The organism is Streptomyces sp. PsTaAH-137, assembly GCF_003259365.1.
Classification (GTDB): Bacteria; Actinomycetota; Actinomycetes; order Streptomycetales; family Streptomycetaceae; genus Streptomyces.
In genome coordinates, this window is sequence record NZ_QLLY01000006.1 from 145,064 (window position 1) to 168,621 (window position 23,558).

Sequence of the window (23,558 nt, forward strand, 5' to 3'; positions counted from 1 at the left end):
TCCGAGCGCGTTTTGACCCGCGCGGGGGCCCACGGGTAGTCTCGCTAGACGTTATGTGTATTGGCTCGCTCATTCTCATGTGAGACGCCCTTACACGGGTTCCCTGGAGCAGTTACCAGTGGGCGGCATACGGGCGCTGAACCCGGCACTGTCGTCCCCAGCTGCACGATCGCTTCAGTGATGCCATTTTCAGCACCCATCCACTGAAGAAGAAGGCTGCTAAGTGCGTACGTACAGCCCTAAGCCCGGCGATGTGACTCGCCAGTGGCACGTCATCGACGCGCAGGACATCGTCCTGGGCCGTCTGGCCACCACTGCCGCGAACCTCCTCCGTGGCAAGCACAAGCCGACCTATGCCCCGCACATGGACATGGGCGACTTCGTCATCATCATCAACGCCGACAAGGTTCACCTGTCCGGCAACAAGAAGACCCAGAAGCTGGCGTACCGCCACTCCGGCTTCCCGGGTGGTCTGCGCTCCGTCCGTTACGACGAGCTGCTGGCGAAGAACCCCGAGAAGGCCGTCGAGAAGGCCATCAAGGGCATGATCCCCAAGAACACCCTGGGCCGTCAGATGCTCTCCAAGCTGAAGGTCTACTCGGGCGACCAGCACCCGCACGCTGCCCAGCAGCCGGTGCCGTTCGAGATCACCCAGGTCGCGCAGTAGTTCCGGCCACACCCCCAAAGACAGAAAAGAATCTGAGGAGCATCGTGGCCGAGACCACCGCCGAGACGCCGGTCGAAGAGATCGTCGACGTCGAGAGCTACACCACCGAGTCGGACGCGCCTGTCGAGGGCGAGTACACCTCGGAGTCCAACCCCGCGCGCTTCGGCGACCCGCAGCCGGCCGCCGGCCTGGGCCGTCGCAAGAACGCCATCGCGCGCGTCCGCATCGTGCCGGGCACGGGCAAGTGGAAGGTCAACGGGCGCACGCTCGAGGACTACTTCCCGAACAAGGTCCACCAGCAGGAAGTCAACGAGCCCTTCAAGGTGCTCGAGCTCGACGGCCGCTACGACGTCATCGCCCGCATCTCGGGTGGCGGCGTCTCCGGTCAGGCCGGTGCCCTGCGCCTCGGCGTGGCCCGCGCGCTGAACGAGGCGGACGTGGACAACAACCGCCCGGCGCTCAAGAAGGCCGGTTACCTCAAGCGTGACGACCGTGCGGTCGAGCGCAAGAAGGCCGGTCTCAAGAAGGCCCGCAAGGCCCCGCAGTACAGCAAGCGCTAAAGCTCGCTGCCTGCTTGTTTTTCCCGTTCGCCCCGGCGGCACTTCGCGTGCTGCCGGGGCGTTCGGCTTTATGGTCGACTTGTTTTCAGTTCGGAGGACACCAAGTGGGACGACTCTTCGGCACGGACGGTGTGCGCGGCGTGGCCAACGCCGACCTGACCGCCGAGATGGCGCTCGGTCTGTCGGTCGCCGCGGCGCACGTACTCGGTGAGGCCGGTTCGTTCGAGGGGCATCGGCCCGTCGCGGTCGTCGGCCGTGATCCGCGCGCCTCGGGCGAGTTCCTGGAGGCCGCGGTCGTCGCGGGCCTGGCGAGCGCGGGTGTCGACGTGCTGCGCGTCGGCGTGCTGCCGACCCCGGCGGTGGCGTACCTCACCGGCGCGCTCGGCGCCGACCTCGGCGTGATGCTCTCCGCGAGCCACAACGCCATGCCGGACAACGGCATCAAGTTCCTCGCGCGCGGCGGCCACAAGCTGGACGACGCCCTGGAGGACCGCATCGAGACGATCTACCAGGAGCACCGCACCGGCGCCCCGTGGGACCGTCCGACCGGCGCCGGCGTCGGCCGCGTGAAGTCGTACGACGAGGGGCTCGACCAGTACATCGCGCACCTGGTCGGCGTGCTGCCGAACCGGCTCGAAGGGCTGAAGATCGTCCTCGACGAGGCGCACGGCGCGGCCTCCCGGGTCTCGCCCGAGGCGTTCACCCGCGCCGGGGCCGAGATCGTCACCATCGGCGCCGACCCCGACGGGCTCAACATCAACGACGGGTGCGGCTCGACCCACCTGGACCTGCTGAAGGCCGCCGTCGTCGAGCAGGGCGCCGACTTCGGCATCGCGCACGACGGGGACGCCGACCGCTGCCTCGCCGTGGACCACACCGGTTCCGAGGTCGACGGCGACCAGATCATCGCCGTGCTGTCGCTGGCCATGAAGGAGCGCGGCGCCCTGCGCCACGACACCGTTGTCGCCACCGTCATGTCGAACCTCGGGCTGAAGCTCGCCATGGAGCGCGCGGGCATCACGCTCGTCCAGACCGCGGTCGGCGACCGGTACGTCCTGGAGAACATGAAGGAGCACGGGTACGCGCTGGGCGGTGAGCAGTCCGGGCACGTGATCGTCCTGGACCACGCGACCACCGGTGACGGCACGCTCACCGGGCTGCTGCTCGCCGCGCGGGTCGCGGAGACCGGGCGCTCGCTCCAGGAGCTCGCGTCCGTCATGGAGCGGCTGCCGCAGGTGCTCATCAACGTGCCCGACGTGGACAAGTCGCGGGTCGGCTCGGCGCCGGAGATCGCCGCCGCCGTGGCGGACGCCGAGGGGGAACTCGGGGCCACCGGGCGGGTGCTGCTCCGGTCTTCCGGGACCGAGCCGCTGGTGCGGGTGATGGTGGAGGCCGCCGATATCGAGCAGGCCCGCGCTGTCGCCGGGCGGCTGGCCGATGTGGTGAAGTCGGCGCTGGGGTAGCGGTTCGGCGGCTGCGGGGGACTGTGCGGTGCCGGGTGCCGCTTTCGTTGTGGCTGGTCGCGCAGTTCCCCGCGCCCCTTACGGGGCGCTTCTCCTTGCCCTCCGCCAGAGAATCTTCTGGATGACGAGCGTCAGCGTGCCCGCGAGGACGATGCCCAGCAGGTTCAGGAGGAGCTGTTCCGTCGATCCCCACGCCTGCTTGTACTCGCTGTAGCTGAAGGCCACCGCCGCGTTCGCCGCCGCCGGGACCGTCGTCACCGAGATGGCGACGCCGACCAGGGCGCCCGACTTCGCCGAGGTGAGGGAGAGGGTTCCGGCGATACCGGCGAGGACCGCCACCACGAACGAGAACCAGTCGGGGTTGTAGATGAAGCTGGTGTTCGGCCGGTTGTCGCCCTTCAGGCCGGCGTCGCTGAACAGGTGCACCGCGTCCATGAAGTAGCTGAAGCCCACCGTCACCAGCATCGACACCGCGAATCCGACGAGCAGCGCGACCACCGAGCGCAGTGCGAGTCGCGGAGCCCGCCGCACCAGGGACGTGCACACGCCCGCGACCGGGCCGAAGTCCGGGCCGACCGCCATCGCCCCGACGATCAGAATCGCGTTGTCGAGCACCACGCCGCAGGCCGCGATCATGGTGGCGATCACCATGAAGGCCAGATACGTCACGGAGAGCGTGGACTCCTCGTGCGTCGCGTCGACGAGCTGCTCCCAGATGACGGCGTCCGCGCCCTCGCCCGGTGCGTCCTCCTCCGCCTGGTCGGCGTGTTTCGAGAGGGAGAGGTCGATGTTCTCGACGGTGATGGCCCCGGACTCGTCGATTCCCAAATCCTTGAGCCGGTCGATGAGTTCGTCGCCGGCCTCGCGGGCGACATCGCACATCACGACGTCGCCCGCCGGGTTGCGGGCCGCGCCCGGCAGCACCGCGAGGTGCGTGGTGCCGACCGTCTTCTCGATCAGGCGCACCACGTCGTCCGTGGTGCCGGCCGGGGTGATCAGGCGCAGATGCAGCATGACGCCTTTCTAACAGCCCCGGCCGGCCCGGTGACTACAGTTTGCGCAGGCGCAGCCGCTGCACCTTGTGGTCGGGGCCCTTGGTGATGACGAGGCTCGCGCGGCCGCGCGTGGGCGCCACGTTCTCCAGCAGGTTGACCCGGTTGACGGTGCGCCAGGTGGAGCGCGCGTAGTCGAGCGCCTCCTCCTCCGAGACCTGCGTGTACTTCTGGAAGTACGAGGACGGGTTCTGGAACGCCGTCGCGCGCAGCTTCTTGAAGCGGTTGAGGTACCAGCGCTGGATGTCCTCCTCGCGCGCGTCCACGTACACACTGAAGTCGAAGAAGTCGGCGAGGCCGACCCGGGTGCGGCCGTCCTTGCCGGGCAGGGCGGGCTGGAGGACGTTGATGCCCTCGACGATGAGGATGTCCGGGCGGCGCACGACGAGCCGCTCGTCCGGCACGATGTCGTAGATCAGGTGGGAGTAGACGGGCGCCGTCACCTCGTCCTTGCCCGCCTTGATGTCGGCGACGAACCGGGTCAGGGCCCGCCGGTCGTACGACTCGGGGAAGCCCTTGCGCGACATCAGGCCGCGGGCCTCCAGCTCCTTCGTGGGCAGCAGGAAGCCGTCGGTGGTGACGCGCTCGACGCGCGGGTGCTCGGGCCAGCGGGACAGCAGTGCCTGGAGGAGGCGGGCGACGGTCGACTTGCCGACCGCCACCGAACCCGCGACCCCTATGACGAAGGGCGTGCCGGACTGGGAGCCCTTCTTGCCGGCGTCGCCGAGGAAGGTGTTGAGCGCGCTGCGCAGTCCGTCGGTGGCGCCGACGTAGAGGTTCAGCAGGCGGGAGAGCGGCAGGTAGATGTCCCGTACCTCGTCGAGGTCGATGACGTCGCCGAGGCCGCGCAGCCGCTCCAGCTCCTCGGCGGTGAGGGGCAGCGGAGTCTTGTCGCGCAGCGCGCTCCACTCGCCGCGGGTGAGGTCGACGTAGGGAGTCGCCTCCGGCCTGTGCCGGTGGGCGCTCCGCAGGTTTTCGGAGACCGGAGAGATCACAGTCCATTGTTACGGCTGTGTGGCGCGACGTGGGGGTGGGGTGCGTCACGCCGGGTGGCCCTTCATCTTCCCGCCGTCACAGGTCGTGCACACCTGTGGACCTGAGGTGGGGACGGCGCCTACGTTCAGAGGACCTTGCGGGACAGAGCCGGTCCCGTCGGGCGGGAGGTGAGACGTGATGTCCGTACTCCGGGTGCCGGCGTTCGTCCGTACGTGGGTGGGAGCGGGTCGGGGCGAGGACGAGTGGGCCGGGCGGGTCCGCAGTGAGCTGGCGGACGAGCTGCCCGACGAGGACATAGGCGAGGACCTCGACGACTGCCTCGACCTGTACGAGATGGGCAGCAAGCCGCGCTGCGAGGAGGCCGAGTACCTGCACATGGTGCAGGACGCGCGGGACCGGATCGCGTGGGGGCACTGATCGGGGCGGACACGGGCCTACCCTGCGCAGTATGTGCGGAATCGTGGGATACGTAGGTTCACAGTCGGCTCATGACGTGGTGCTGGCCGGGCTCAAGCGCCTTGAGTACCGGGGGTACGACTCCGCGGGGATCGCGGTCCTCGCCGACGGTTCGCTCGCCGCCGTGAAGAAGGCCGGCAAGCTGGCCAACCTGGAGAAGGCCCTGGTCGACCGGCCGCTGCCGGCCGGGTCCACGGGCATCGGGCACACCCGCTGGGCCACCCACGGCGGCCCCACGGACGCCAACGCGCACCCGCATCTCGACAACGCGTCCAAGGTCGCCGTCGTCCACAACGGGATCATCGAGAACTTCGCCGACCTGCGCGACGAGCTGTCCGCGCGCGGGCACACGCTGGCCTCCGAGACGGACACCGAGGTGGTCGCGCACCTGCTGGCGGAGGAGTTCACGGGGGACCTGGCGGAGGCGATGCGCCGGGTCTGCCGCCGTCTGGAGGGCGCGTTCACGCTGGTCGCGGTGCACGCGGACGCGCCGGACGTGGTGGTGGGGGCGCGCCGGAACTCGCCGCTGGTGGTGGGTGTCGGGGAGGGCGAGGCGTTCCTGGCGTCGGACGTGGCGGCGTTCATCGCGCACACCCGCTCGGCGATCGAGCTGGGCCAGGACCAGGTCGTCGAGCTGCGGCCGGACGCGGTCGTCGTGACCGACTTCGACGGGCGCCCCGCCGACGTGCGCAGCTACCACATCGACTGGGACGCCTCCGCCGCCGAGAAGGGCGGCTACGACTACTTCATGCTCAAGGAGATCGCCGAGCAGCCGAAGGCCGTCGCCGACACGCTGCTCGGCCGGATCGGCGCCGAGGGGCAGCTCACGCTGGACGAGCTGCGCATCCCGGCGCAGGTGCTGCGGATGGTCGACAAGGTCGTCATCGTGGCGTGCGGGACCGCGTTCCACGCCGGGCTGATCGCCAAGTACGCCATCGAGCACTGGACCCGCATCCCGTGCGAGGTCGAGCTGGCGAGCGAGTTCCGCTACCGGGACCCGATCCTCGACGCGCGGTCGCTGGTCATCGCGATCTCGCAGTCCGGCGAGACCATGGACACGCTGATGGCGCTGCGGCACGCGCGCGAGCAGGGCGCGACGGTCCTCGCGATCTGCAACACCAACGGTTCGACGATCCCGCGCGAGTCCGACGCGGTGCTGTACACGCACGCGGGTCCCGAGGTCGCCGTCGCCTCGACGAAGGCGTTCCTGACGCAACTGGTCGCCTGCTATCTCGTCGCGCTGTACCTGGGCCAGGTGCGGGGCACCAAGTGGGGCGACGAGATCGCCGCCGTCGTACGGGAGCTGGGGCGGATCGGCGAGGAGGTCGAGCGGGTCCTGGAGACGATGGAGCCGGTGCGCGAACTGGCCCGCTCGCTGGCCGGCCAGGACACCGTGCTCTTCCTCGGGCGGCACGTCGGGTACCCCGTGGCCCTGGAGGGCGCGCTGAAGCTCAAGGAGCTGGCGTACATGCACGCCGAGGGGTTCGCGGCCGGGGAGCTGAAGCACGGGCCGATCGCGCTCATCGAGGACGGGGTGCCCGTGGTGGTCGTGGTGCCGTCGCCGCGAGGGCGTTCCGTTCTCCACGACAAGATCGTCTCCAACATCCAGGAGATCCGGGCGCGCGGGGCGCGGACCATCGTCATCGCGGAGGAGGGCGACGAGGCCGTGGTCCCCTACGCCGATCACCTGGTCCGGGTACCGGTCACGCCGACGCTGCTCCAGCCGCTGGTGGCCACGGTGCCGTTGCAGGTGTTCGCGTGCGAGCTGGCGACGGCGCGCGGGAACGAGGTGGATCAGCCGCGGAACCTCGCGAAGTCGGTGACCGTGGAATGACGGCGCGACCATAGGGTGCTCGGCATGAGCATCATCGGGGTCGGGATCGACGTGGCCGAGATCGAGCGGTTCGGGGCCGCGATGGAGCGTACGCCCGGGATGGCCGCGCGGCTGTTCACGGACGGGGAGCTGGTGCTGCCCAGCGGGGAGCGGCGCGGGGTCGCTTCGCTGGCTGCCCGGTTCGCCGCCAAGGAGGCTGCCGCTAAGGCGTTGGGGGCGCCGGAGGGGCTGCGGTGGGGGGATGCCGAGGTGTACGTCGAGGAGAGCGGGCAGCCTCGGCTGAGGGTGACCGGCACGGTGGCTGCGCGCGCCGCCGAGCTGGGTGTGCGGTCGTTCCATGTCTCGCTCAGCCATGATGCCGGGGTTGCTTCGGCGGTGGTGGTGGCGGAGGGGTGATGGTGCCGGGTGCCGCTGCGTCGTGGCTGGTCGCGCAGTTCCCCGCGCCCCTCAAGGCATGCGTTTCGTCGCCGGCTGCGGGCCGGTGGCCGCTTCTCGCGCAGTTCCCCGCGCCCCTGAGATGCGCACTTCGTGCGGCATCTCATCAAGGGGAGGCTGCGCGCAGCGCATGCCTCAGGGGCGCGGGGAACTGCGCGCTCAGCCCCCACCGGGGCCGCGGACGAAGACGAGACCTAGGCGCCCCGGACGTCCCGCCAGGCCGAGGGGACCGCAGCCGCCACGTCCTGGGCGGAGACCGGCGCGCCGTTCGAGGCGAAGCGGGCCGAGAGGCCGTGGAGGTAGGCGGCTGCCGAGGCGGCGTCCAGGGGGTGGAGGCCCGCGGCCAGGAGGGAGCCGGTCAGGCCCGAGAGGACGTCGCCGCTGCCCGCCGTGGCGAGCCAGGGGGTGCCCGTCGGGTTCACGCGCGTCGGGAGCGAGGAGTCCGGGGGCGCGATCAGGGTGGTCGAGCCTTTCAGGAGGACCGTCGCCGCGTAGCGGGACGCCAGGGACCGTACCGACGTCAGACGTTGGCCCTCCACCTCGTCGCGGGCCACGCCCAGCAGGGCCGCCGCCTCCCCGGCGTGCGGGGTGAGCACGGTGGGCGCCGTGCGGGAGCGGACGGCGTTCACGTCCGCGAGCCGCAGTCCGTCCGCGTCGATCAGGACCGGCACGTCGGAGGTCAGGACGTCGAGGAGCCCGGAGGCGTCGTCGCCCAGGCCGGGGCCGATCACCCACGACTGGACGCGCCCCGCCTTGGCGGGCGGCCCCGCCGACACCAGCGTCTCGGGGAACCGGGCGAGAACCGCGTCCGCTGCCGGCCCCACGTACCGCACCGCGCCCGCGCCGCCGTGCAGCGCCCCCGCCACCGCGAGCACCGCCGCGCCCGGATAGCGCTCGGAACCGGCGACGACGCCGACCACTCCGCGCCGGTACTTGTCGCTCTCGCCGGTCGGCTCGGGCAGCAGCGCCGCCACGTCCGCGTGGTGCAGCGCCTCCACCGCGGCCTGCTCGTACGGCGGTTCCAGGCCGATGTCGACCAGACGCAGCACGCCCGCGTACTCGCGCGCCGGATCGACCAGCAGCCCCGGCTTGTACGCGCCGAAGGTGACGGTCGCCGTCGCCCGGACCGCGTCGCCGTGCACCTCGCCGGTGTCCGCGTCCACGCCGCTCGGCAGGTCCACGGCCACCACGAGCCCGCGCGCGGCCTCCGCGAGCCGGGCGGCGCGGGGCCGCAGCCCGCCCCGGCCGCCGATGCCGACGATGCCGTCCAGGACCAGGTCCGCCCGGGACACCGTCTCCTCGGCCGTGTCCGATTCGGCGTCCGCCACCGTGCCGCCCGCCGCCCGCAGGGCCGCGAGGCCGCCCGCGTGCGCCCGGTCCGGGGAGAGCAGCAGCGCGGTGACACCCGCGCCGCGGCGGGCGAGGCGGGCGCCCGCGTACAGCGCGTCGCCGCCGTTGTCGCCGGAGCCGACCAGCAGGGCCACCCGGGAGCCGTACACCTTGCCGAGCAGGTCCGCGCAGGCCACGGCCAGGCCCGCGGCGGCGCGCTGCATCAGGGCACCGTCCGGCAGGCGCGCCATCAGTGCGCGTTCGGCGGACCGGACCGTTTCCACGTCATAGGCAGTGCGCATGTCACCGAGTGTCCCCCAGGAGGCGGGTGCGCAGCAGGTCCGCCGTCTCGGCAGGGTGGGTGGACCAGCCATTGTGCGCGCCCGGGAACACGGCCGGGGCCAGGCCCAGACGGGCGGCCATCAGGGCCGCGGGGCGGTGGGGGAGATGCGGGCGGGTCTCTTCGCCGTACGCGAGTGTCAGCCGGTCCCGCACCGTCGCGAGGGCGTCGAGATCGGGGACGTACGCGGCGAAGCTGCGGTACTCGTGCTCCACGGCCAGCGGCGCGTTCACCGCGAGGCGGAGCAGCATCTCCCGTGTGCGGGGCGGCAGTTCGGGACCCCGCATCCACGTGGCCGCTCCCATCGCGCCGCCGATGCCGCGCAGGAACCGCTCGCCCGCCGCCTCCTGGCCCTCCCGCGTGAACAGCTCGTGCACCTCGTCGAAGAACGCCAGCTGCTCGGCCGCGTCGGGGAGCACCGACCACGACGGCGGCTCGTGAGCGACCGCCCGGCGGACCCGGCCGGGGTGGCGGGCGAGCAGGCCGAGGGCGACGATCGCGCCGCTCGACGCCCCGGCCACGTACGCCGGTTCGCCGGGTGACACGGCGTCCAGGAGGCGGCGCGCGTCGTCGGCGTGGACCTCGACCCGCTGCTCGGTGTGCGGGCCGTCCAGGGCGCTGCGCGAGTAGCCGCGCGGGTCGTGGGTGAGGACCGTGAAGGTGTCGGCCAGCGTGTCGGCCACCGGGTCGAGGACCGCCGCGTCCCCGCCCGCGCCGGGCAGCAGGAGCAGGACGGGACCGGCGCCGCGCAGCTCGTGATGGAGCGTCGCGCCCGGGACGCGCAGGGTGCTCTGCCTGATCAACTGCTCTCTCCCTCGGGCCAGTTGGAGAGCGCCACGTGCAGCGCCTCCAGGGCGGCGGACCAGGACCGCTCCACATCGCGGTTGTGCCGGAAGCCGCCCGCCAGCTCCAGGGCGACGAAGCCGTGGAACGTGCTGCGCAGCAGGCGCACCGCGTCGGTCAGGGCCGGTTCCGTCAGGCCGTAGCCCTGGAGCAGGGCGTAGGGGCCGGTGAGATTGCGGCGCAGGCCCGGGTGGTCGTCGAGCGCCGTCGGCCCGAGCTCCGCTTGCGTCGCCGCGTACCGGCCGGGGTGCTCCCGGGCGAAGGCGCGGTAGGCGTGCGCGAAGGCGAGCAGCGCGTCGCGCCCGGCGCGGCCCGCCAGGGCGTCCGAGATCCGGTCCGCGAGGTCGAGGCCCGAGAGGACCGCGACCCGCTCGCTCAGGTCGGAGAGGCTGCGGACGTGCGCGTACAGGCTCGCGTCCTTCACGCCGAAGCCGCGGGCGAGCGCCGCGATGGTGATGTTCTCGAAGCCGACCGTGTCGGCGAGATCGGCGGCCGCGGCCACCACCCGCTCGCTGGTCAGGCCCGCTCTGGCCATCATCTTCCTACGACCCCTTCGTCAAAAACTATGGCCCCTAGGTTTTTGCTTACGGTACGTAGGAACGCGTAGGCCGATCAACCGCTTTTCGGGTTCCGTGCCGCGCGGCTGACCGGGAACCGGTGCGGCGCCGGGTTCCCCTCATGCCCATGACCAGCACCCCCGTGCGCGGCGGACTCGCCGCGCTGCTCGCCCTCGCCGTGGCCCTGCCGCGGGCCAGGCCCTCGCGGACCCCGGACCGCCGGTGCCGTCCGCGTCCACGGCGCCCGCTCCGGCCCCCGAAGCGGTCCCCGAGGCCGGACTCGTGCCCGGCGTCAGGCAAGCCCCGCACCGCACCTGGCCCCAGGACACCCCCGACCAGTCGCTGCCCCCGCACGTCTACACGCCCAGCGCGGAGGAGGACGCGATGGAGCCGCCGCTCGCGCCGCCGGGCGCCGACGCGCTCATCGAGTACGTACCGCCCGGCGACGCGCTGTCCCCGGCGGGCTCCGGCGGTGCGCCCGGACCGCTCGCGGCGGCCGCCTGCACCAAGAAGACCGGCCCCTACCAGCGCCAGGTCGAACGCTGGCTGAAGCGCAAGGCCGACGGGAAGCAGTCGCCCGCCGACTGCCGGGCCATCCGCGCCTTCCAGACCCGCCAGGGCATCCGCCCGAACGCGGGCTTCGCCGGACCCGTCACCTGGGGCCGGATGCGTGCCATCAGCGCCCGCAAGAACCCCAACGCGGCGAAGAAGTGCCCCACGCGCGCGTACCGGCTCGCCTGCGTCGACCTGCCGCGCCAGCTGATGTGGGTCAGCAAGGGCAAGAAGATCGTCTACGGTCCGGTGCCGATCCGCAGCGGACGGGCCGGGAACCGCACCCGCACCGGCTGGCACAAGGTCTACTGGCGGCACAAGAACCACTGGTCGTCGCTGTACAACAGCCCCATGCCGTACAGCCAGTTCTTCAGCGGCGGCCAGGCGTTCCACGGCATCTACGGCAATGTCTACAGCCCGCCCGGCTCGCGCGGGTGCGTCAATCTGCGGCTGTCCGACGCCAAGCGGTTGTGGGGCGTCCTCAAGGGCGGCGACCGGGTCTACGTATGGGGCCGCAAGCCCGGCACCTGACCCGATGCCCGGCTCTCCGGGGAGTTGTCGCACCCCTCTGAGACACTGGGCCCACCATGAACGAGAACGTGACTGCCCCGCTTCGCGCCCGTGCCGAGATCGACCTGGCCGCGCTCAAGGCCAATGTGCGGTCCCTGCGCGCGCACGCGCCGGGGGCCGCGTTCATGGCCGTCGTGAAGGCCGACGCGTACGGGCACGGGATGCTCCCGGTGGCCCGCGCCGCGAAGGAGGCGGGCGCCGAGTGGATCGGCACCGCCACCCCGGAAGAGGCCCTCTCACTGCGCGCGGCCGGCGTCCGGGGCCGGATCATGTGCTGGCTGTGGGTGCCCGGCGGGCCCTGGCGCGCGGGCATCGAGGCGGACCTCGACATGTCCGTGGGCGGCCTGTGGGCGCTGCGCGAAGTGACCGCCGCCGCGCGGGAGCTGGGCCGCACCGCGCGCGTCCAGCTCAAGGCCGACACCGGGCTCGGGCGGGGCGGCTGCCTGCGCGCGGACTGGCCCGAGCTGGTGCGCGAGGCGCTCGCCGCGCAGGCCGCGGGCCTGGTCACCGTCACCGGCCTCTGGTCGCACTTCGCCTGCGCCGACGAGCCCGGACACCCCTCCATCGCCGCGCAGTTGGCCGAGTTCCGCGAGATGGTCGGGTACGCGGAGGACGCGGGCGTCACCCCCGAGGTGCGGCACATCGCCAACTCGCCGGGCACGCTCACCCTCCCCGAGACCCACTTCGACCTGGTCCGCCCCGGCATCGCCATGTACGGCATCTCGCCCAGCCCCGAGCTCGGCACCCCGGAGGACTTCGGCCTCCGCCCGGTGATGACCCTGAAGGCGTCCCTCGCGCTCGTGAAGCACGCGCCGGGCGGCCTCGGTGTCAGCTACGGGCATCACTACGTCACGCCCGGCCCCACGACCCTCGGCCTGGTCCCGCTGGGGTACGCGGACGGGATTCCGCGGCACGCCTCCGGCACCGGGCCCGTCCTGATCGGCGGCAAGCGGCGCACGGTCGCGGGCCGGGTCGCGATGGACCAGTTCGTCGTCGACCTCGGCGGGGACGAGCCGGCCGCGGGCGACGAGGCGGTGCTGTTCGGCCCCGGCGACGCCGGGGAGCCGACCGCCGAGGACTGGGCGGCGGCATCGGGCACCATCGCGTACGAGATCGTCACCCGCATCGGTTCGCGCGTCCCGCGCGTCTACGTCGGAGAAGCGGCCGGGACGCCGGACGCGGAGCGGGCCGACCGGACCCGCGCCGTGTGAAGCACGGACCGACCGGGAACCCCGGGACCACCGGGAAGCACAGCACAGCGGAGCACCGGCGCGCACAGCGAGGGAGCGGCACGTGAGCGAGACCAGCGCACAGGCCACGGCGGCCGTCACCGAGGCGGCGGCCGCGGCCTCGGGGACCTGGCGGCGGGCCGGCCTCGCGGGCGCCGCGGTGGGGGTGATCGCCGCGGGCGCCGCCGCCGGGGTCGCCGTGGAGCGGCTCACCGTGGGCCGCGGGATGCGCAGGAAGGCCCGGCTCGCCCTGGACGCGTCCGGGCCCTACGGATCGCTGCGCGGCCTGCCCGGGAAGGCGTACGCGTCCGACGGCACCGAGCTGTACTACGAGGTCGACGAGGTGGAGACGGAGGACGCGGACGCCACCGGCACCCGCAGACGGCGGCTGTTCGGCCGCAAGGCGCCCGCCCCCGTCACCGTCGTCTTCAGCCACGGCTACTGCCTGAACCAGGACTCCTGGCACTTCCAGCGCGCGGCCCTGCGCGGTGTCGTGCAGTGCGTGTACTGGGACCAGCGCAGCCACGGCCGGTCCGGGCGCGGGGTCGAGCAGACGGAGAGCGGCAGCCCGGTCTCCATCGACACCCTCGGCGGCGATCTGAAGGCCGTCATCGACGCGGCGGCGCCCGAGGGCCCGCTCGTCCTCGTCGGCCACTCCATGGGCGGCATGACCGTGATGGCGTTCGCCGACGAGTACCCGGACCTGGTCCGCGACCGGGTCGTGGGCGCCGCGCTCGTGGGCACGTCCTCGGGCCGGCTCGGCGAGGTGAACTACGGGCTCCCGGTCGCCGGGGTGAACGCGGTGCGGCGGGTCCTGCCCGGCGTCCTCAAGGCCCTCGGACAGCGCGCGGAGCTGGTCGAGCGGGGCCGCAGGGCGACGGCCGACCTGTTCGCCGGGATCATCAAGCGGTACTCGTTCGCGACCCGGGACGTCGACCCGGCGATCGCCCGGTTCGCCGAGCGGATGATCGAGAGCACCCCGATCGACGTGGTCGCCGAGTTCTATCCGGCGTTCCAGGAGCACGACAAGACGGCCGCGCTGAGCCGCTTCGCCCAGGTGCCCGTCCTCGTCCTCGCGGGGGAGCAGGACCTGGTGACGCCGAGCGGGCACAGCGAGGCGATCGCGGAGCTGCTGCCCGACGCCGAGTTCGTGCTCGTGCCGGACGCCGGGCACCTGGTGATGCTGGAGCACCCGGAGGTCGTGACCGACCGTCTCGCCGATCTGCTGGCCCGTACGGGAGCGGTACCGGCAGCCGCTACCGTGGGGATTTATGGAGACACCGGCAGCACCGCACGACCCGGCGGCTGAACCCGCCACCCCCGAGACCCCCGCCGCGCCCGGCACGCCCGTTTCTACCGTCAGGGTCACCGTCACCTCCCCGGACGCGATGGGGGAGCTGGGCCTCGCCCTGGCGAAACGGCTGCGCCCCGGCGACCTCGTGATGCTCACCGGTGAGCTGGGCGCCGGCAAGACGACCCTGACCCGCGGCCTCGGCGCGGGCCTGGACGTGCGCGGTGCGGTGACCTCGCCGACGTTCGTGATCGCCCGCGTGCACCCGCCGCTCGGCACGGGCCCGGCGCTGGTGCACGTCGACGCCTACCGGCTCGGCGGCGGGCTCGACGAGATGGAGGACCTGGACCTCGACGTCTCGCTCCCGGACTCCGTGGTCGTCGTGGAGTGGGGCGACGGCAAGGTCGAGGAGCTCTCCGACGACCGGCTGCACGTGCTCATCGACCGGACCACCGGCGACACCGACTCCACCGACGACACCGTGCGCGTGGTGACGCTGCACGGCATCGGGGCGCGCTGGACCGAGGCGGACCTGGCGTCGCTGGCGGGCTGACCTCGCCCTTCCCCGTACATCCCGACAGGGCGTCGGCAACATGTTGCGCGACGCCCCTTCGGCGTGTTCACATGGAAGCCGGTCTTGGTTAGGTCTACCTAACCACGATTGCTCAGGCGGCCCCGGGAGGCGTCCATGTCGGCATCGGAACGTGAGGCGGAGACCCGCGTGGCACCGCTGCTGCCGCGCGCGGGGCGGGACGTGGCGCGCGGGGTGTCGATGGCGGAGCTGCTGGCCTCGTGCGCGGCGGCACGCCTGGTGTCGACGCCGCCCGCCCAGGCGGGCGCGGCGCCGGCCACCGCTGAGAAAACCCGTCGGAGCTAGGCCCTAGGGGACCACGACGACGACGCGGCCGAAGGTGGCGAACTCCCACATCGCGTTGCCGTCGGCCCGCGACTCGCGGATGCCGCCGGTCTGCTTCGTCGGGTCGGGCTCGGGCGTGGAGCCGTCGACCGCGGCGCTGAACCCGACCACCACGCCGTTGGCACTGGCGAACCGCACCACGTGCTCGACCGGCGTCCCGTCGGTGCCCGGGATCGCCCCCGAGCGCGAGTTCACCGTGTACTTGCCGGGCGCCGGGTCGACCGTGCCGGGCGTCACCTCGTACGTGCGCTGCACCTTGCCGTTGCCGCCGACCAGCCAGACGCGGTCCGCCTCCAGCGCGTAGACCACCCGCTCGCCCTTGCCGGACTGCGCGGGCAGCGCCTTCGGGTCCGCCTTCTTCTTCGGGGACGCCGAGGACGAGGTGGAGGAGGACGCGGAGGGCTTCGACGTGCCGAGGTCGGCCGGTGCGCTGGCCGATGCCTGGTAGGCGAGGAAGCCGACCACGGCGAGCGCGCCCGCGGTCAGCGCGGTCACGAATCCGGTGCTGCTCCGTGCCACCAGGTGCCTGCCTCTCGGTGTTCGACTTCTCCGGGTGACGGTAGCAGCCGGGACCGGGCGCTCCCCTGGTTGTCGGCGGTCCGGACGTGTCCGCTCTTGTGTGGTCGTAGGCTGTTCGCGTGCTGTTGCTCGCTGTGGATACCGCCACCCCCGCCGTCACCGTCGCCCTGCACGACGGCTCCTCCGTCGTCGCGGAGTCGAGCCAGGTGGACGCCCGCAGACACGGGGAGCTGCTGCTGCCCGCCGTCGACCGGGTGCTCCAGGAGGCCGGGCTGAAGCTCGACGCCGTCACCGGGATCGTCGTGGGCGTCGGCCCGGGCCCGTACACCGGACTGCGGGTCGGCCTGATGACCGCCGACACGTTCGGGCTCGCGCTCGACGTGCCCGTGCACGGCCTGTGCACGCTGGACGGGCTCGCGTACGAGGCCCAGGTGGAAGGCCCGTTCGTGGTCGCCACCGACGCCCGGCGCAAGGAGGTGTACTGGGCGCGCTACGACGACCCGCGCACCCGCGTCACCGAGGCCGCCGTCGACCGGCCCGCCGACATCGCCGAGCAGGTCGCGGGCCTGCCCGTCGTCGGCGCCGGCGCGCTGCTCTACCCCGAGGCCTTCCCGGACGCGCGCGGCCCCGAGCACGTCAGCGCCGCCGCGCTGGCCGCGCTGGCCGCCGAGAAGCTGGCCGCGGGCGAGGAGCTGCTCGAACCCCGGCCGCTGTACCTGCGCAGGCCCGACGCGCAGGTCCCCAAGAACTACAAGGTGGTCACTCCCCAGTGACCTCCGACGGCATCCGCGAGATGCGCTGGTGGGACATCGATCCCGTACTCGCCCTGGAGAAGGACCTCTTCCCGGACGACGCCTGGTCGCGCGGCATGTTCTGGTCCGAGCTGGCGCACGCGCGCGGGGTCGGGTCGACGCGGCGGTACGTCGTCGCGTACGACGATGACCGGCTGCTCGGCTACGGCGGGGTCGCCGCGTCCGGGGACCTGGCCGACGTCCAGACCATCGCCGTCGCCCGCGACCAGTGGGGCACCGGGCTCGGCGCCCGGCTGCTCACGGAGCTGCTGCGGCACGCCACCGCCTTCGAGGTCGCCGAGGTGATGCTCGAGGTGCGCGTCGACAACACCAGGGCGCAGAAGCTCTACGAGCGTTTCGGCTTCGAGCCGATCGGCTTCCGCCGCGGCTACTACCAGCCGGGCAACGTGGACGCCCTCGTGATGCGCCTCACCACTGAAAAAGCGACCGAAGAGAAGAACCATGGCTGACGAACCGCTCGTCCTCGGCATCGAGACCTCCTGCGACGAGACCGGCGTCGGCATCGTCCGCGGCACCACCCTGCTCGCCGACGCCGTCGCCTCCAGCGTCGACGAACACGCGCGCTTCGGCGGCGTCGTCCCCGAGGTCGCCTCCCGCGCGCACCTGGAGGCGATGGTCCCGACGATCCAGCGCGCCCTGAAGGACGCGGGCGTCACGGCGAAGGACCTCGACGGCATCTCCGTCACGGCCGGGCCCGGCCTCGCGGGCGCGCTCCTCGTCGGTGTCTCGGCCGCGAAGGCGTACGCGTACGCGCTCGGCAAGCCGCTCTACGGCGTCAACCACCTCGCCTCGCACATCTGCGTCGACCAGCTGGAGCACGGCAAGCTGCCCGAGCCGACGATGGCGCTGCTCGTCTCCGGCGGGCACTCCTCGCTGCTGCTGTCCACCGACATCACCTCCGACGTCCGGCCGCTCGGCGCGACCATCGACGACGCGGCGGGGGAGGCGTTCGACAAGATCGCGCGCGTGCTCAACCTCGGCTTCCCCGGCGGCCCGGTCATCGACCGCTACGCCAAGGAGGGCGACCCGAACGCCATCGCCTTCCCGCGCGGTCTGACCGGCCCGCGCGATCCCGCGTACGACTTCTCCTTCTCCGGCCTCAAGACCTCCGTGGCCCGCTGGATCGAGGCCAGGCGGGCCGCCGGTGAGGACGTGCCGGTGCGCGATGTGTCGGCGTCCTTCCAGGAGGCCGTCGTCGACGTGCTGACCCGCAAGGCCGTCCGCGCCTGCAAGGACGAGGGCGTCGACCACCTCATGATCGGCGGCGGTGTCGCGGCCAACTCGCGGCTGCGGGCGCTGGCCCAGGAGCGCTGCGAGCGGGCCGGGATCCGGCTGCGGGTGCCGCGCCCCAAGCTGTGCACGGACAACGGCGCGATGGTCGCCGCGCTGGGCGCCGAGATGGTGGCGCGGAACCGGTCGGCCTCCTCGTGGGACCTGTCGGCGGACTCCTCGCTGCCGGTGACCGAGACGCACGTACCCGGCCACAGCCATGAGCACGACCACGACCATGTCCACGAGGTCAGCAAGGAGAACCTCTACTCGTGAGCGTCGCCCTGATGTGGGAGGCCCGGGCGGTCGCCGGACGCGGTGACGATCTGCTCGCCTGGGCCAAGGCGCAGCCCCTGCCGACGGAGCGCGAACCGCTGCGCCGCGAGACGCTGCGCGCGCCCCAGGACCGGGTCCTCGTCATCACCTGGTGGGACGCCGCGTACGACGCCGACCTTCCCGAACTGCCCGAGCCGGACGGCGATCTGGTGACGCGGGCGGTGCACCGCTGGCGGTTCGAGACCGCCTGAGCCCACTCCGCCGGTGGCCCGAAAAGGGCTGTTTCGCGGTGGTGTGTATCCGAGTTTTTCTGAGATTTTCCGAAGAGTCGGGGCGAGAGGTTTACCGTTGTAATAATTCGGACTTACGTTCCCTGAGTGACTGAGAAGAAACGGTTCCGTGGGCGTGCGGTGAAGGCCGCCGGTGTCGTGCTCGGCTGCGCCCTCGTGCTCGGCGGCGGGGGCGCCGGCTGGGTGTACTGGCACCTGGACCACAACATCCGCAGCGTCGACATCGACAGCGCCCTCGGCGACAACCGCCCGGCCCGTGCCGACGAGGCGAGCCCCTCGCCCTCGCCGTCGGCCTCCGCGTCGCAGGAGCCGGTCGAGAAGGGCGTCCTGAACATCCTCGTCCTCGGCTCCGACTCGCGCTCCGGCAAGGAGAACAAGAAGCTCGGCGGCGGTGACAGCGGCGGTGCGCGGTCCGACACCGCGATGGTGCTGCACCTGAACGCCGACCGGTCCGAGGCGACCGTCGTCAGCATCCCGCGCGACACCCTCGTCGAGCGCCCCTCGTGCCCGACGGAGTCCGGCGGGACGACCGCGGTCGCGTACAACGTCATGTTCAACAGTGCCTACTCGCTGGGCGGCCCGGTCTGCGCGGTGAAGACCGTCGAGACCATGACCGGGGTGCGCATGGACCACTATCTGGAGGTCGACTTCGCGGGCTTCGCGAAGCTCGTCGACGCGCTCGGCGGTGTCGACATCACCACCGACGAGGACATCGACGACGACCTCAGCCAGCTCCATCTGAAGGCGGGCCCGCACCATCTCGACGGCAGGACCGCCCTCGCCTTCGCCCGGACCCGGCACGGCGTCGGCGACGGCAGCGACCTGGGCCGCATCAAACTCCAGCAGCAGCTGGTGAAGGCGCTGGCGGACGGAGTGTCGGCCTCCGGCCTGCTCACCAGCCCGGCCCGCCTCTACCAGGTCGCGGACGCCGCCACGGGCGCCCTCACCACGGACACCGGCCTCGACTCGCTGAGCAGGCTGACGGGCCTGGCCCGCAGCCTCCAGGACCTGTCCGCCGACTCCGTGAAGACGGTGATGATGCCCGTGGTGCAGGCCCCGTCCGACCACAACCGGGTGGTGGCGGACGAGCCGGAGGCCAAGGACCTCTGGGAGTCGCTGCGTTAGCGGGGTACGGGAGTGGGGGCCGGCGCCCCCACCAGCATGGTCGGCGCCCCCGCCACCCGCGTCAGGAACACCGTCGCCGAGGCCTTCCCGTAGGGCTTCGGCATGACCTTGCGGCGCAGTTCCTCCGGCTCGACGGCCGACCCGCGCTTCTTCACCGTGAGGACGCCGACCCCGCGCTCGCGCAGCAGCGCCTTCAACTTCTTCACGTTGAAGGGGAGTTGGTCGGTGATCTCGTACGTGGCCGCGTACGGCGTCGGCCGTGCTTCGTCCGCCGTGACGTACGCGATGGTCTCGTCGAGCAGGCCGCCGCCGACCTGCTCGGCCACCTCGGCGACCAGGTGCGCCCGGATGACGGCGCCGTCGGGCTCGTACAAGTACCGTCCCACCGGGCGCACTTCGGGGTCGGGCAGGCCGCGGCCGGTCAGTGCGCGCGGGCCGGGCAGCAGGGTGGCCCGCATCCGTCCGGGCTCGGTCCCGAACCACAGCACGGCCTCCTTCACGTCACCCCCGTCCGAGATCCACTCGGCGTCGGCCGCGTCCGGGATCGCCTCGTGCGGGATGCCGGGCGCGATCTTCAGCGCCGCGCGGGGCGCCTTCAGGGCGGCGGCGACGGCCCAGGACAGAGGCGGGGAGTAGGCCTCGGGGTCGAAGATGCGGCCGCGGCCGCCCCGGCGCGCGGGGTCCACGAACACGGCGTCGTAGGGGGCCGTGTCGACCTCCGTGACGTCCGCCTCCCGCACCTCGATCAGCTCGCCGAGCCCCAGCGCCTCGGCGTTGGCCCGGGCGACGGCGCAGGTCAGCGGGTCACGGTCGACGGCGAGGACGGAGATCCCGGCGCGGGCCAGCGCGATCGCGTCGCCGCCGATGCCGCAGCACAGATCGGCGACGGACCGTACGCCCAGCTCCTTGAAGCTCTCCGCGCGGTACGTGGCGACGCTCGTCCGGGTCGCCTGCTCGACGCCGTTCGCCGTGAAGTACATCCGGGCCGCGTCGCTCGCCCCGAATTTCGCCGCCGCCCGCTGCCGCAGCCGGGCCTGGGCGAGCGCGGCCGAGACGAGGCCGGCCGGGTGCTCGCGGCGCAGCCGGGTGGCGAGCGCGAGCTCCTGGGCCGGGTCGTGGTCGCGCAGGGCGTCGAGCAGCGCGCGGCCCTCGTCGGTGAGCAGGGCGGCGAAGGAGGCGGGGTCGTTCACCCGGCCCATTGTCCGCCAGTCGGTGGACGATCCCGTGCACGGCGGTGGTGTCGGCCCCTGATCAGGGCGTTGAGCTGCAAAGATCCGGCGCCATGCAACTAGTACGACAAAACGAAAAAAGCGGCAGAAGGCGGACGGCGCGACGGCTCTCGGTCGCCGTCCTCGCGGCCTGCGCCCTCGCCTCCGGCTGCGCCGCGGGCGGCGACAGCACGACCGTGCGCCCGGCCCCCGGCCAGCAGCCCCTGAAGGCCCCGCCGGCCCAGGCCCTCGACTCGTACGCCACCCGCCTCAAGGCCGAACGCGCCCGCGTCGTCACGGCGGCCAAGCACTGGGGTCTGGCCAAGCCGCCGCTGACCGCGCCGGCCCCGCCCGCGCACAAGCCGCACATCGAGCCGCGCAAGGGCTTCGAGGTCGACGACCAGAAGGAACTGGGGCTGCCCCCGGTCTTCACGACCATCCCCACCAAGCAGAAGATCGTCTTCCTCACGATCGACGACGGCGCCGAGAAGGACCCGGCGTTCGTGAAGATGATGAGCGACCTGAAGATCCCGTACACCGCCTTCCTCAGCGACTACCTCGCCAAGGAGGACTACGGCTACTTCACGACGATGCAGAAGGCCGGGGTGGGCCTGAACAACCACACCCTCACCCACCCCTACCTGCCGGGCCTGTCCTACGCGGGACAGAGGCGCGAGATCTGCGGCATGCAGGACGTCATCGAGAAGCACTACGGCAAGCGCCCGACCCTCTTCCGCCCGCCCTACGGCAATTACAACCAGGCCACCTTGAAGGCCGCCAAGTCCTGCGGGGTCAAGTACGCGCCCATCTGGAACGCCGAGGTCTTCGTGGACCGAATGGACTATCGCGAGTGGGACCGCGACATCCATCCGGGCGACATCATCCTCACGCATTTCCGCGGTCGCGAGGACTGGAAGGGCACGATGCCCGACATGATCCGTACGTTCATGAAGTACGTCACCGCCAAGGGGTACGCGGTGGCACGCCTGGAGGACTACCTGTGACGACCCATGGGGCGGGGAGCCGTGTCCGGCGGCCCGGGGCGCGGGCGGCGATCGTCTGCGCCCTGGCCGCCGCGCTGCTCACCGGGTGCGCGCAGTCCGTCGACCCGATCGAGCGGATGGGCCGCAAGGCGGCGCAGAAGGTCCGCAGATCCGATCCGCCCCCGGCGGCCGGCGCGCCCGCGCCGGACGCCCACCGCCGCTGGGGCCTCGCCGCCCCACTGGCCCCGGCACCGAAGCCCAGCCGGGCGCTCGCGGCCCGCGCCCCGGGCGCGGTGCCGCCGGTCATCGACCACGTGCCCACCCGCGACAAGGTGGTCTTCCTGACCTTCGACGACGGCGCCGAGCGCGACCCCCGGTTCGTCGACATGGTCCGCGAACTGCGGCTGCCGATCTCGATGTTCCTCGCCGACTCGGCCGCGGCGACGGGCTACGACCACTTCGGGCAACTGAGGCGGCTCGGCGCCCAGGTGGAGAACCACTCGCTGACCCACCCGTTCCTGCCCGGCCGGGGCTACGTCGACCAGCACGCCGAGATCTGCGGCCAGCAGACCCGGCTCAAGTCCCGCTTCGGCGCGGCCCCCCGGCTGTTCCGCCCGCCCTACGGCGACTACGACGCCGACACCCTGCGCGCGGCCGCCGACTGCGGCATCGACGCGATCGTCCTGTGGCGCGCCTCGATGCAGATCAACGACCTCCGCTACGCCGACGGGGACCGGCTGCGCCCCGGCGACATCATCCTGGCCCACTTCCGCGGCCCGGCCGACCTGAAGGGCACGACCCTGACGGAGATGACCTCGCGGATGCTGCGGCGGGTCCAGGAGCAGGGATTCACGGTGGCCCGCCTGGAGGACTACGTCTGACCCCGCCCCTACGTCGGAACCCGCTGCCAAGCGGCGGCCGCCAGGGTCGCCGCCCACAGCGCCCCGAACAGCTGCACGGAAGCGGACCAGGGCCGCCGCAGCCACAGGAACATGGCCCCGAAGAACAGGCCCGCCGCCGCGCCGCCGCCCCAGAGCCACACCTCGGTCCAGTCCGGCCGCGCCGCTTCCGGGTCCGTACCGCCGAGGCCCCGCAGCGCCAGGCTGAACACCACGAGCGCCGTGTAGGCGATCTCCAGGAGCACGACGAGCGCCACCAGGCACCCGCCCGCGAACCAGTCCTCGTCCGGCCGTTCCATGTCACACCCCGCCGCGCAGGACGGACCCCGTGGGCGAGAGGTGGGCGGCCCGGGGCCGGAAGGCCGCGTTCACGCCGAGCGCGGCATCACCCGCCGGTGACGTCGGGGTGCGGTGGTGACCGGTCATGCCAGGACTCTCGTACGGAACCGTGGGCTCCACCCGTACGTTCCCCGACCGAGACCGATCCGTGGCCGGTCGGAAGCCGTCGGGCGGGCCGGGATCGGGGGCGGGACCGGGGCGGGATCGGCGCCGCGCGGACAGCTCGATTAGCAGTCCGCTTGACCGAGTGCTAATCGCGGTCATAGTCTCGGCTCTGGCACTCCCCGTAGGAGAGTGCCAATAGCGACGGGCAGGTCCGGCACCCGCGACGACGGATCCACCTGGTCGCCACCTCAGACAGTTAACCCCGTGAGATCTCCGAAGGGGGAGGTCGGATCGTGACGACCACCAGCTCCAAGGTTGCCATCAAGCCGCTCGAGGACCGCATTGTGGTCCAGCCGCTCGACGCCGAGCAGACCACCGCCTCTGGCCTGGTCATCCCGGACACCGCGAAGGAGAAGCCCCAGGAGGGCGCCGTCCTCGCCGTCGGTCCGGGCCGTTTCGAGAACGGCGAGCGCCTGCCGCTCGACGTCAAGGTCGGCGACGTCGTGCTGTACAGCAAGTACGGCGGCACCGAGGTGAAGTACAACGGCGACGAGTACCTCGTCCTCTCGGCCCGCGACGTGCTCGCGATCGTCGAGAAGTAATCCGCTGACGGATTAGCCGCTTCACCGAAGCGACATTGCTT

General features: G+C 72.3%; 28 protein-coding genes. 19 read left to right on the forward strand and 9 right to left on the reverse strand.

The annotated features are described in order from the left end of the window. The first annotated feature begins 223 nt into the window (after positions 1-223). The 3 genes from rplM (at position 224) to glmM (ending at position 2,690) form a co-directional block, all read left to right on the forward strand. Positions 224-667 carry a 50S ribosomal protein L13 gene (gene rplM, locus K377_RS15205; RefSeq protein WP_111663861.1) on the forward strand — a complete coding sequence of 148 codons (444 nt, stop codon included), beginning with the start codon at positions 224-226 and terminating at the stop codon, positions 665-667. A gap of 44 nt (positions 668-711) precedes the next feature. Further along, positions 712-1,227 (forward strand): 30S ribosomal protein S9, encoded by a 516-nt coding sequence (gene rpsI / locus K377_RS15210; protein ID WP_111663862.1) that lies wholly within the window; start codon positions 712-714, stop codon positions 1,225-1,227. 104 nt (positions 1,228-1,331) lie between these two features. Further along, positions 1,332-2,690: a phosphoglucosamine mutase gene (glmM, locus tag K377_RS15215; protein ID WP_111663863.1), complete on the forward strand. Its 1,359-nt coding sequence runs from the start codon at positions 1,332-1,334 to the stop codon at positions 2,688-2,690. Positions 2,691-2,768: 78 nt separating this feature from the next. Here the strand turns inward: glmM and K377_RS15220 are convergent, their stop codons facing one another. Next, complete coding sequence (locus K377_RS15220) at positions 2,769-3,704, reverse strand: TIGR00341 family protein (protein WP_111663864.1); 936 nt, start codon at positions 3,702-3,704, stop codon at positions 2,769-2,771. 34 nt (positions 3,705-3,738) lie between these two features. After that, a complete protein-coding gene (gene coaA / locus K377_RS15225) occupies positions 3,739-4,737 on the reverse strand; it encodes a type I pantothenate kinase (protein ID WP_111663865.1) in 999 nt (332 codons plus the stop codon). Between the two features lie 178 nt (positions 4,738-4,915). Here coaA and K377_RS15230 point away from each other — a divergent pair, with 178 nt between their 5' ends. The 3 genes from K377_RS15230 to K377_RS15240 are packed head-to-tail and all read left to right on the forward strand — an operon-like array spanning position 4,916 to position 7,424. Then, positions 4,916-5,155: a hypothetical protein gene (locus tag K377_RS15230; RefSeq protein ID WP_111664173.1), complete on the forward strand. Its 240-nt coding sequence runs from the start codon at positions 4,916-4,918 to the stop codon at positions 5,153-5,155. A gap of 31 nt (positions 5,156-5,186) precedes the next feature. Beyond that, entirely contained in the window at positions 5,187-7,028 is a 1,842-nt protein-coding gene (glmS, locus tag K377_RS15235) for a glutamine--fructose-6-phosphate transaminase (isomerizing) (protein ID WP_111663866.1), read from the forward strand. 24 nt (positions 7,029-7,052) lie between these two features. After that, a complete protein-coding gene (locus K377_RS15240) occupies positions 7,053-7,424 on the forward strand; it encodes a holo-ACP synthase (RefSeq protein ID WP_111664174.1) in 372 nt (123 codons plus the stop codon). A 233-nt stretch (positions 7,425-7,657) separates the two neighbouring features. Here the strand turns inward: K377_RS15240 and K377_RS15245 are convergent, their stop codons facing one another. From K377_RS15245 to K377_RS15255, 3 genes are read right to left on the reverse strand one after another with little or no spacing between them, the layout of a single operon-like run. Then, positions 7,658-9,094 (reverse strand): NAD(P)H-hydrate dehydratase, encoded by a 1,437-nt coding sequence (locus K377_RS15245; RefSeq protein ID WP_111663867.1) that lies wholly within the window; start codon positions 9,092-9,094, stop codon positions 7,658-7,660. Position 9,095: 1 nt separating this feature from the next. Next, positions 9,096-9,935 (reverse strand): alpha/beta hydrolase, encoded by an 840-nt coding sequence (locus tag K377_RS15250; RefSeq protein ID WP_111663868.1) that lies wholly within the window; start codon positions 9,933-9,935, stop codon positions 9,096-9,098. Then, complete coding sequence (locus tag K377_RS15255) at positions 9,932-10,510, reverse strand: TetR/AcrR family transcriptional regulator (RefSeq protein ID WP_111663869.1); 579 nt, start codon at positions 10,508-10,510, stop codon at positions 9,932-9,934. Before K377_RS15255 ends, K377_RS15250 begins: the two co-directional genes overlap by 4 nt. 244 nt (positions 10,511-10,754) lie before the next feature. Between K377_RS15255 and K377_RS15260 the strand changes: the two genes are divergently transcribed. From K377_RS15260 to K377_RS15280, 5 genes are all read left to right on the forward strand, one after another. Beyond that, positions 10,755-11,615 (forward strand): L,D-transpeptidase family protein, encoded by an 861-nt coding sequence (locus tag K377_RS15260; protein ID WP_111663870.1) that lies wholly within the window; start codon positions 10,755-10,757, stop codon positions 11,613-11,615. Positions 11,616-11,671: 56 nt separating this feature from the next. Beyond that, the gene (gene alr, locus K377_RS15265) at positions 11,672-12,865 is read left to right on the forward strand and encodes an alanine racemase (RefSeq protein ID WP_111663871.1); all 1,194 of its coding nucleotides are present in this window, start codon (positions 11,672-11,674) and stop codon (positions 12,863-12,865) included. Positions 12,866-12,947: 82 nt separating this feature from the next. Continuing rightward, positions 12,948-14,192: an alpha/beta fold hydrolase gene (locus K377_RS15270; RefSeq protein WP_111663872.1), complete on the forward strand. Its 1,245-nt coding sequence runs from the start codon at positions 12,948-12,950 to the stop codon at positions 14,190-14,192. After that, positions 14,155-14,727, forward strand: a complete 573-nt coding sequence (gene tsaE, locus K377_RS15275; RefSeq protein ID WP_111663873.1) for a tRNA (adenosine(37)-N6)-threonylcarbamoyltransferase complex ATPase subunit type 1 TsaE — start codon at positions 14,155-14,157, stop codon at positions 14,725-14,727. Before K377_RS15270 ends, tsaE begins: the two co-directional genes overlap by 38 nt. 135 nt (positions 14,728-14,862) lie before the next feature. After that, positions 14,863-15,051 (forward strand): hypothetical protein, encoded by a 189-nt coding sequence (locus tag K377_RS15280; protein WP_111664175.1) that lies wholly within the window; start codon positions 14,863-14,865, stop codon positions 15,049-15,051. 3 nt (positions 15,052-15,054) lie between these two features. Here K377_RS15280 and K377_RS15285 read toward each other — a convergent pair whose 3' ends face one another. Further along, positions 15,055-15,609, reverse strand: coding sequence for a hypothetical protein (locus K377_RS15285; protein WP_111663874.1), 555 nt, complete (start codon positions 15,607-15,609; stop codon positions 15,055-15,057). A gap of 119 nt (positions 15,610-15,728) precedes the next feature. Between K377_RS15285 and tsaB the strand changes: the two genes are divergently transcribed. From tsaB to K377_RS15310, 5 genes are all read left to right on the forward strand, one after another. Then, on the forward strand, positions 15,729-16,382 hold the full coding sequence (gene tsaB, locus K377_RS15290) for a tRNA (adenosine(37)-N6)-threonylcarbamoyltransferase complex dimerization subunit type 1 TsaB (RefSeq protein WP_111663875.1): 654 nt from the start codon (positions 15,729-15,731) through the stop codon (positions 16,380-16,382). A gap of 20 nt (positions 16,383-16,402) precedes the next feature. After that, positions 16,403-16,870 (forward strand): ribosomal protein S18-alanine N-acetyltransferase, encoded by a 468-nt coding sequence (gene rimI, locus K377_RS15295; RefSeq protein ID WP_111664176.1) that lies wholly within the window; start codon positions 16,403-16,405, stop codon positions 16,868-16,870. Continuing rightward, positions 16,863-17,966 carry a tRNA (adenosine(37)-N6)-threonylcarbamoyltransferase complex transferase subunit TsaD gene (gene tsaD, locus K377_RS15300; protein ID WP_111663876.1) on the forward strand — a complete coding sequence of 368 codons (1,104 nt, stop codon included), beginning with the start codon at positions 16,863-16,865 and terminating at the stop codon, positions 17,964-17,966. Before rimI ends, tsaD begins: the two co-directional genes overlap by 8 nt. Next, the gene (locus tag K377_RS15305) at positions 17,963-18,217 is read left to right on the forward strand and encodes a hypothetical protein (RefSeq protein ID WP_111663877.1); all 255 of its coding nucleotides are present in this window, start codon (positions 17,963-17,965) and stop codon (positions 18,215-18,217) included. Before tsaD ends, K377_RS15305 begins: the two co-directional genes overlap by 4 nt. Positions 18,218-18,343: 126 nt before the next feature. After that, complete coding sequence (locus K377_RS15310) at positions 18,344-19,381, forward strand: LCP family protein (RefSeq protein ID WP_258395043.1); 1,038 nt, start codon at positions 18,344-18,346, stop codon at positions 19,379-19,381. Here the strand turns inward: K377_RS15310 and K377_RS15315 are convergent. Further along, a complete protein-coding gene (locus K377_RS15315; RefSeq protein WP_111663879.1) occupies positions 19,378-20,580 on the reverse strand; it encodes a methyltransferase domain-containing protein in 1,203 nt (400 codons plus the stop codon). The two genes, K377_RS15310 and K377_RS15315, sit on opposite strands and share 4 nt — an antisense overlap. Before the next feature lie 83 nt (positions 20,581-20,663). Here K377_RS15315 and K377_RS15320 point away from each other — a divergent pair, with 83 nt between their 5' ends. Then, entirely contained in the window at positions 20,664-21,593 is a 930-nt protein-coding gene (locus K377_RS15320) for a polysaccharide deacetylase family protein (protein WP_111663880.1), read from the forward strand. Then, positions 21,590-22,453: a polysaccharide deacetylase family protein gene (locus K377_RS15325; protein WP_181512574.1), complete on the forward strand. Its 864-nt coding sequence runs from the start codon at positions 21,590-21,592 to the stop codon at positions 22,451-22,453. The genes K377_RS15320 and K377_RS15325 overlap by 4 nt, the downstream gene beginning before the upstream one ends. A gap of 8 nt (positions 22,454-22,461) precedes the next feature. Here K377_RS15325 and K377_RS15330 read toward each other — a convergent pair whose 3' ends face one another. Then, a complete protein-coding gene (locus K377_RS15330) occupies positions 22,462-22,770 on the reverse strand; it encodes a hypothetical protein (RefSeq protein ID WP_111663881.1) in 309 nt (102 codons plus the stop codon). A 1-nt stretch (position 22,771) separates the two neighbouring features. After that, a complete protein-coding gene (locus tag K377_RS42255) occupies positions 22,772-22,897 on the reverse strand; it encodes a hypothetical protein (protein ID WP_258395044.1) in 126 nt (41 codons plus the stop codon). A 311-nt stretch (positions 22,898-23,208) separates the two neighbouring features. On the opposite strand from K377_RS42255, the gene groES reads away from it, so the two are divergent. Continuing rightward, the gene (gene groES / locus K377_RS15335) at positions 23,209-23,517 is read left to right on the forward strand and encodes a co-chaperone GroES (RefSeq protein WP_018528412.1); all 309 of its coding nucleotides are present in this window, start codon (positions 23,209-23,211) and stop codon (positions 23,515-23,517) included. Positions 23,518-23,558 lie beyond the last annotated feature (41 nt).

Coding starts and splice junctions, on each gene's coding strand:
- K377_RS42255 (WP_258395044.1), bottom strand. CDS start 22,897: ATGACCGGTCACCACCGCACCCCGACGTCACCGGCGGGTGATGCCGCG.
- tsaE (WP_111663873.1), top strand. CDS start 14,155: ATGGAGACACCGGCAGCACCGCACGACCCGGCGGCTGAACCCGCCACC.
- K377_RS15255 (WP_111663869.1), bottom strand. CDS start 10,510: ATGGCCAGAGCGGGCCTGACCAGCGAGCGGGTGGTGGCCGCGGCCGCC.
- glmS (WP_111663866.1), top strand. CDS start 5,187: ATGTGCGGAATCGTGGGATACGTAGGTTCACAGTCGGCTCATGACGTG.
- K377_RS15230 (WP_111664173.1), top strand. CDS start 4,916: ATGTCCGTACTCCGGGTGCCGGCGTTCGTCCGTACGTGGGTGGGAGCG.
- K377_RS15320 (WP_111663880.1), top strand. CDS start 20,664: ATGCAACTAGTACGACAAAACGAAAAAAGCGGCAGAAGGCGGACGGCG.
- K377_RS15315 (WP_111663879.1), bottom strand. CDS start 20,580: ATGGGCCGGGTGAACGACCCCGCCTCCTTCGCCGCCCTGCTCACCGAC.
- K377_RS15245 (WP_111663867.1), bottom strand. CDS start 9,094: ATGCGCACTGCCTATGACGTGGAAACGGTCCGGTCCGCCGAACGCGCA.
- alr (WP_111663871.1), top strand. CDS start 11,672: ATGAACGAGAACGTGACTGCCCCGCTTCGCGCCCGTGCCGAGATCGAC.
- K377_RS15330 (WP_111663881.1), bottom strand. CDS start 22,770: ATGGAACGGCCGGACGAGGACTGGTTCGCGGGCGGGTGCCTGGTGGCG.
- K377_RS15240 (WP_111664174.1), top strand. CDS start 7,053: ATGAGCATCATCGGGGTCGGGATCGACGTGGCCGAGATCGAGCGGTTC.
- K377_RS15280 (WP_111664175.1), top strand. CDS start 14,863: ATGTCGGCATCGGAACGTGAGGCGGAGACCCGCGTGGCACCGCTGCTG.
- rimI (WP_111664176.1), top strand. CDS start 16,403: ATGCGCTGGTGGGACATCGATCCCGTACTCGCCCTGGAGAAGGACCTC.
- K377_RS15220 (WP_111663864.1), bottom strand. CDS start 3,704: ATGCTGCATCTGCGCCTGATCACCCCGGCCGGCACCACGGACGACGTG.
- tsaD (WP_111663876.1), top strand. CDS start 16,863: ATGGCTGACGAACCGCTCGTCCTCGGCATCGAGACCTCCTGCGACGAG.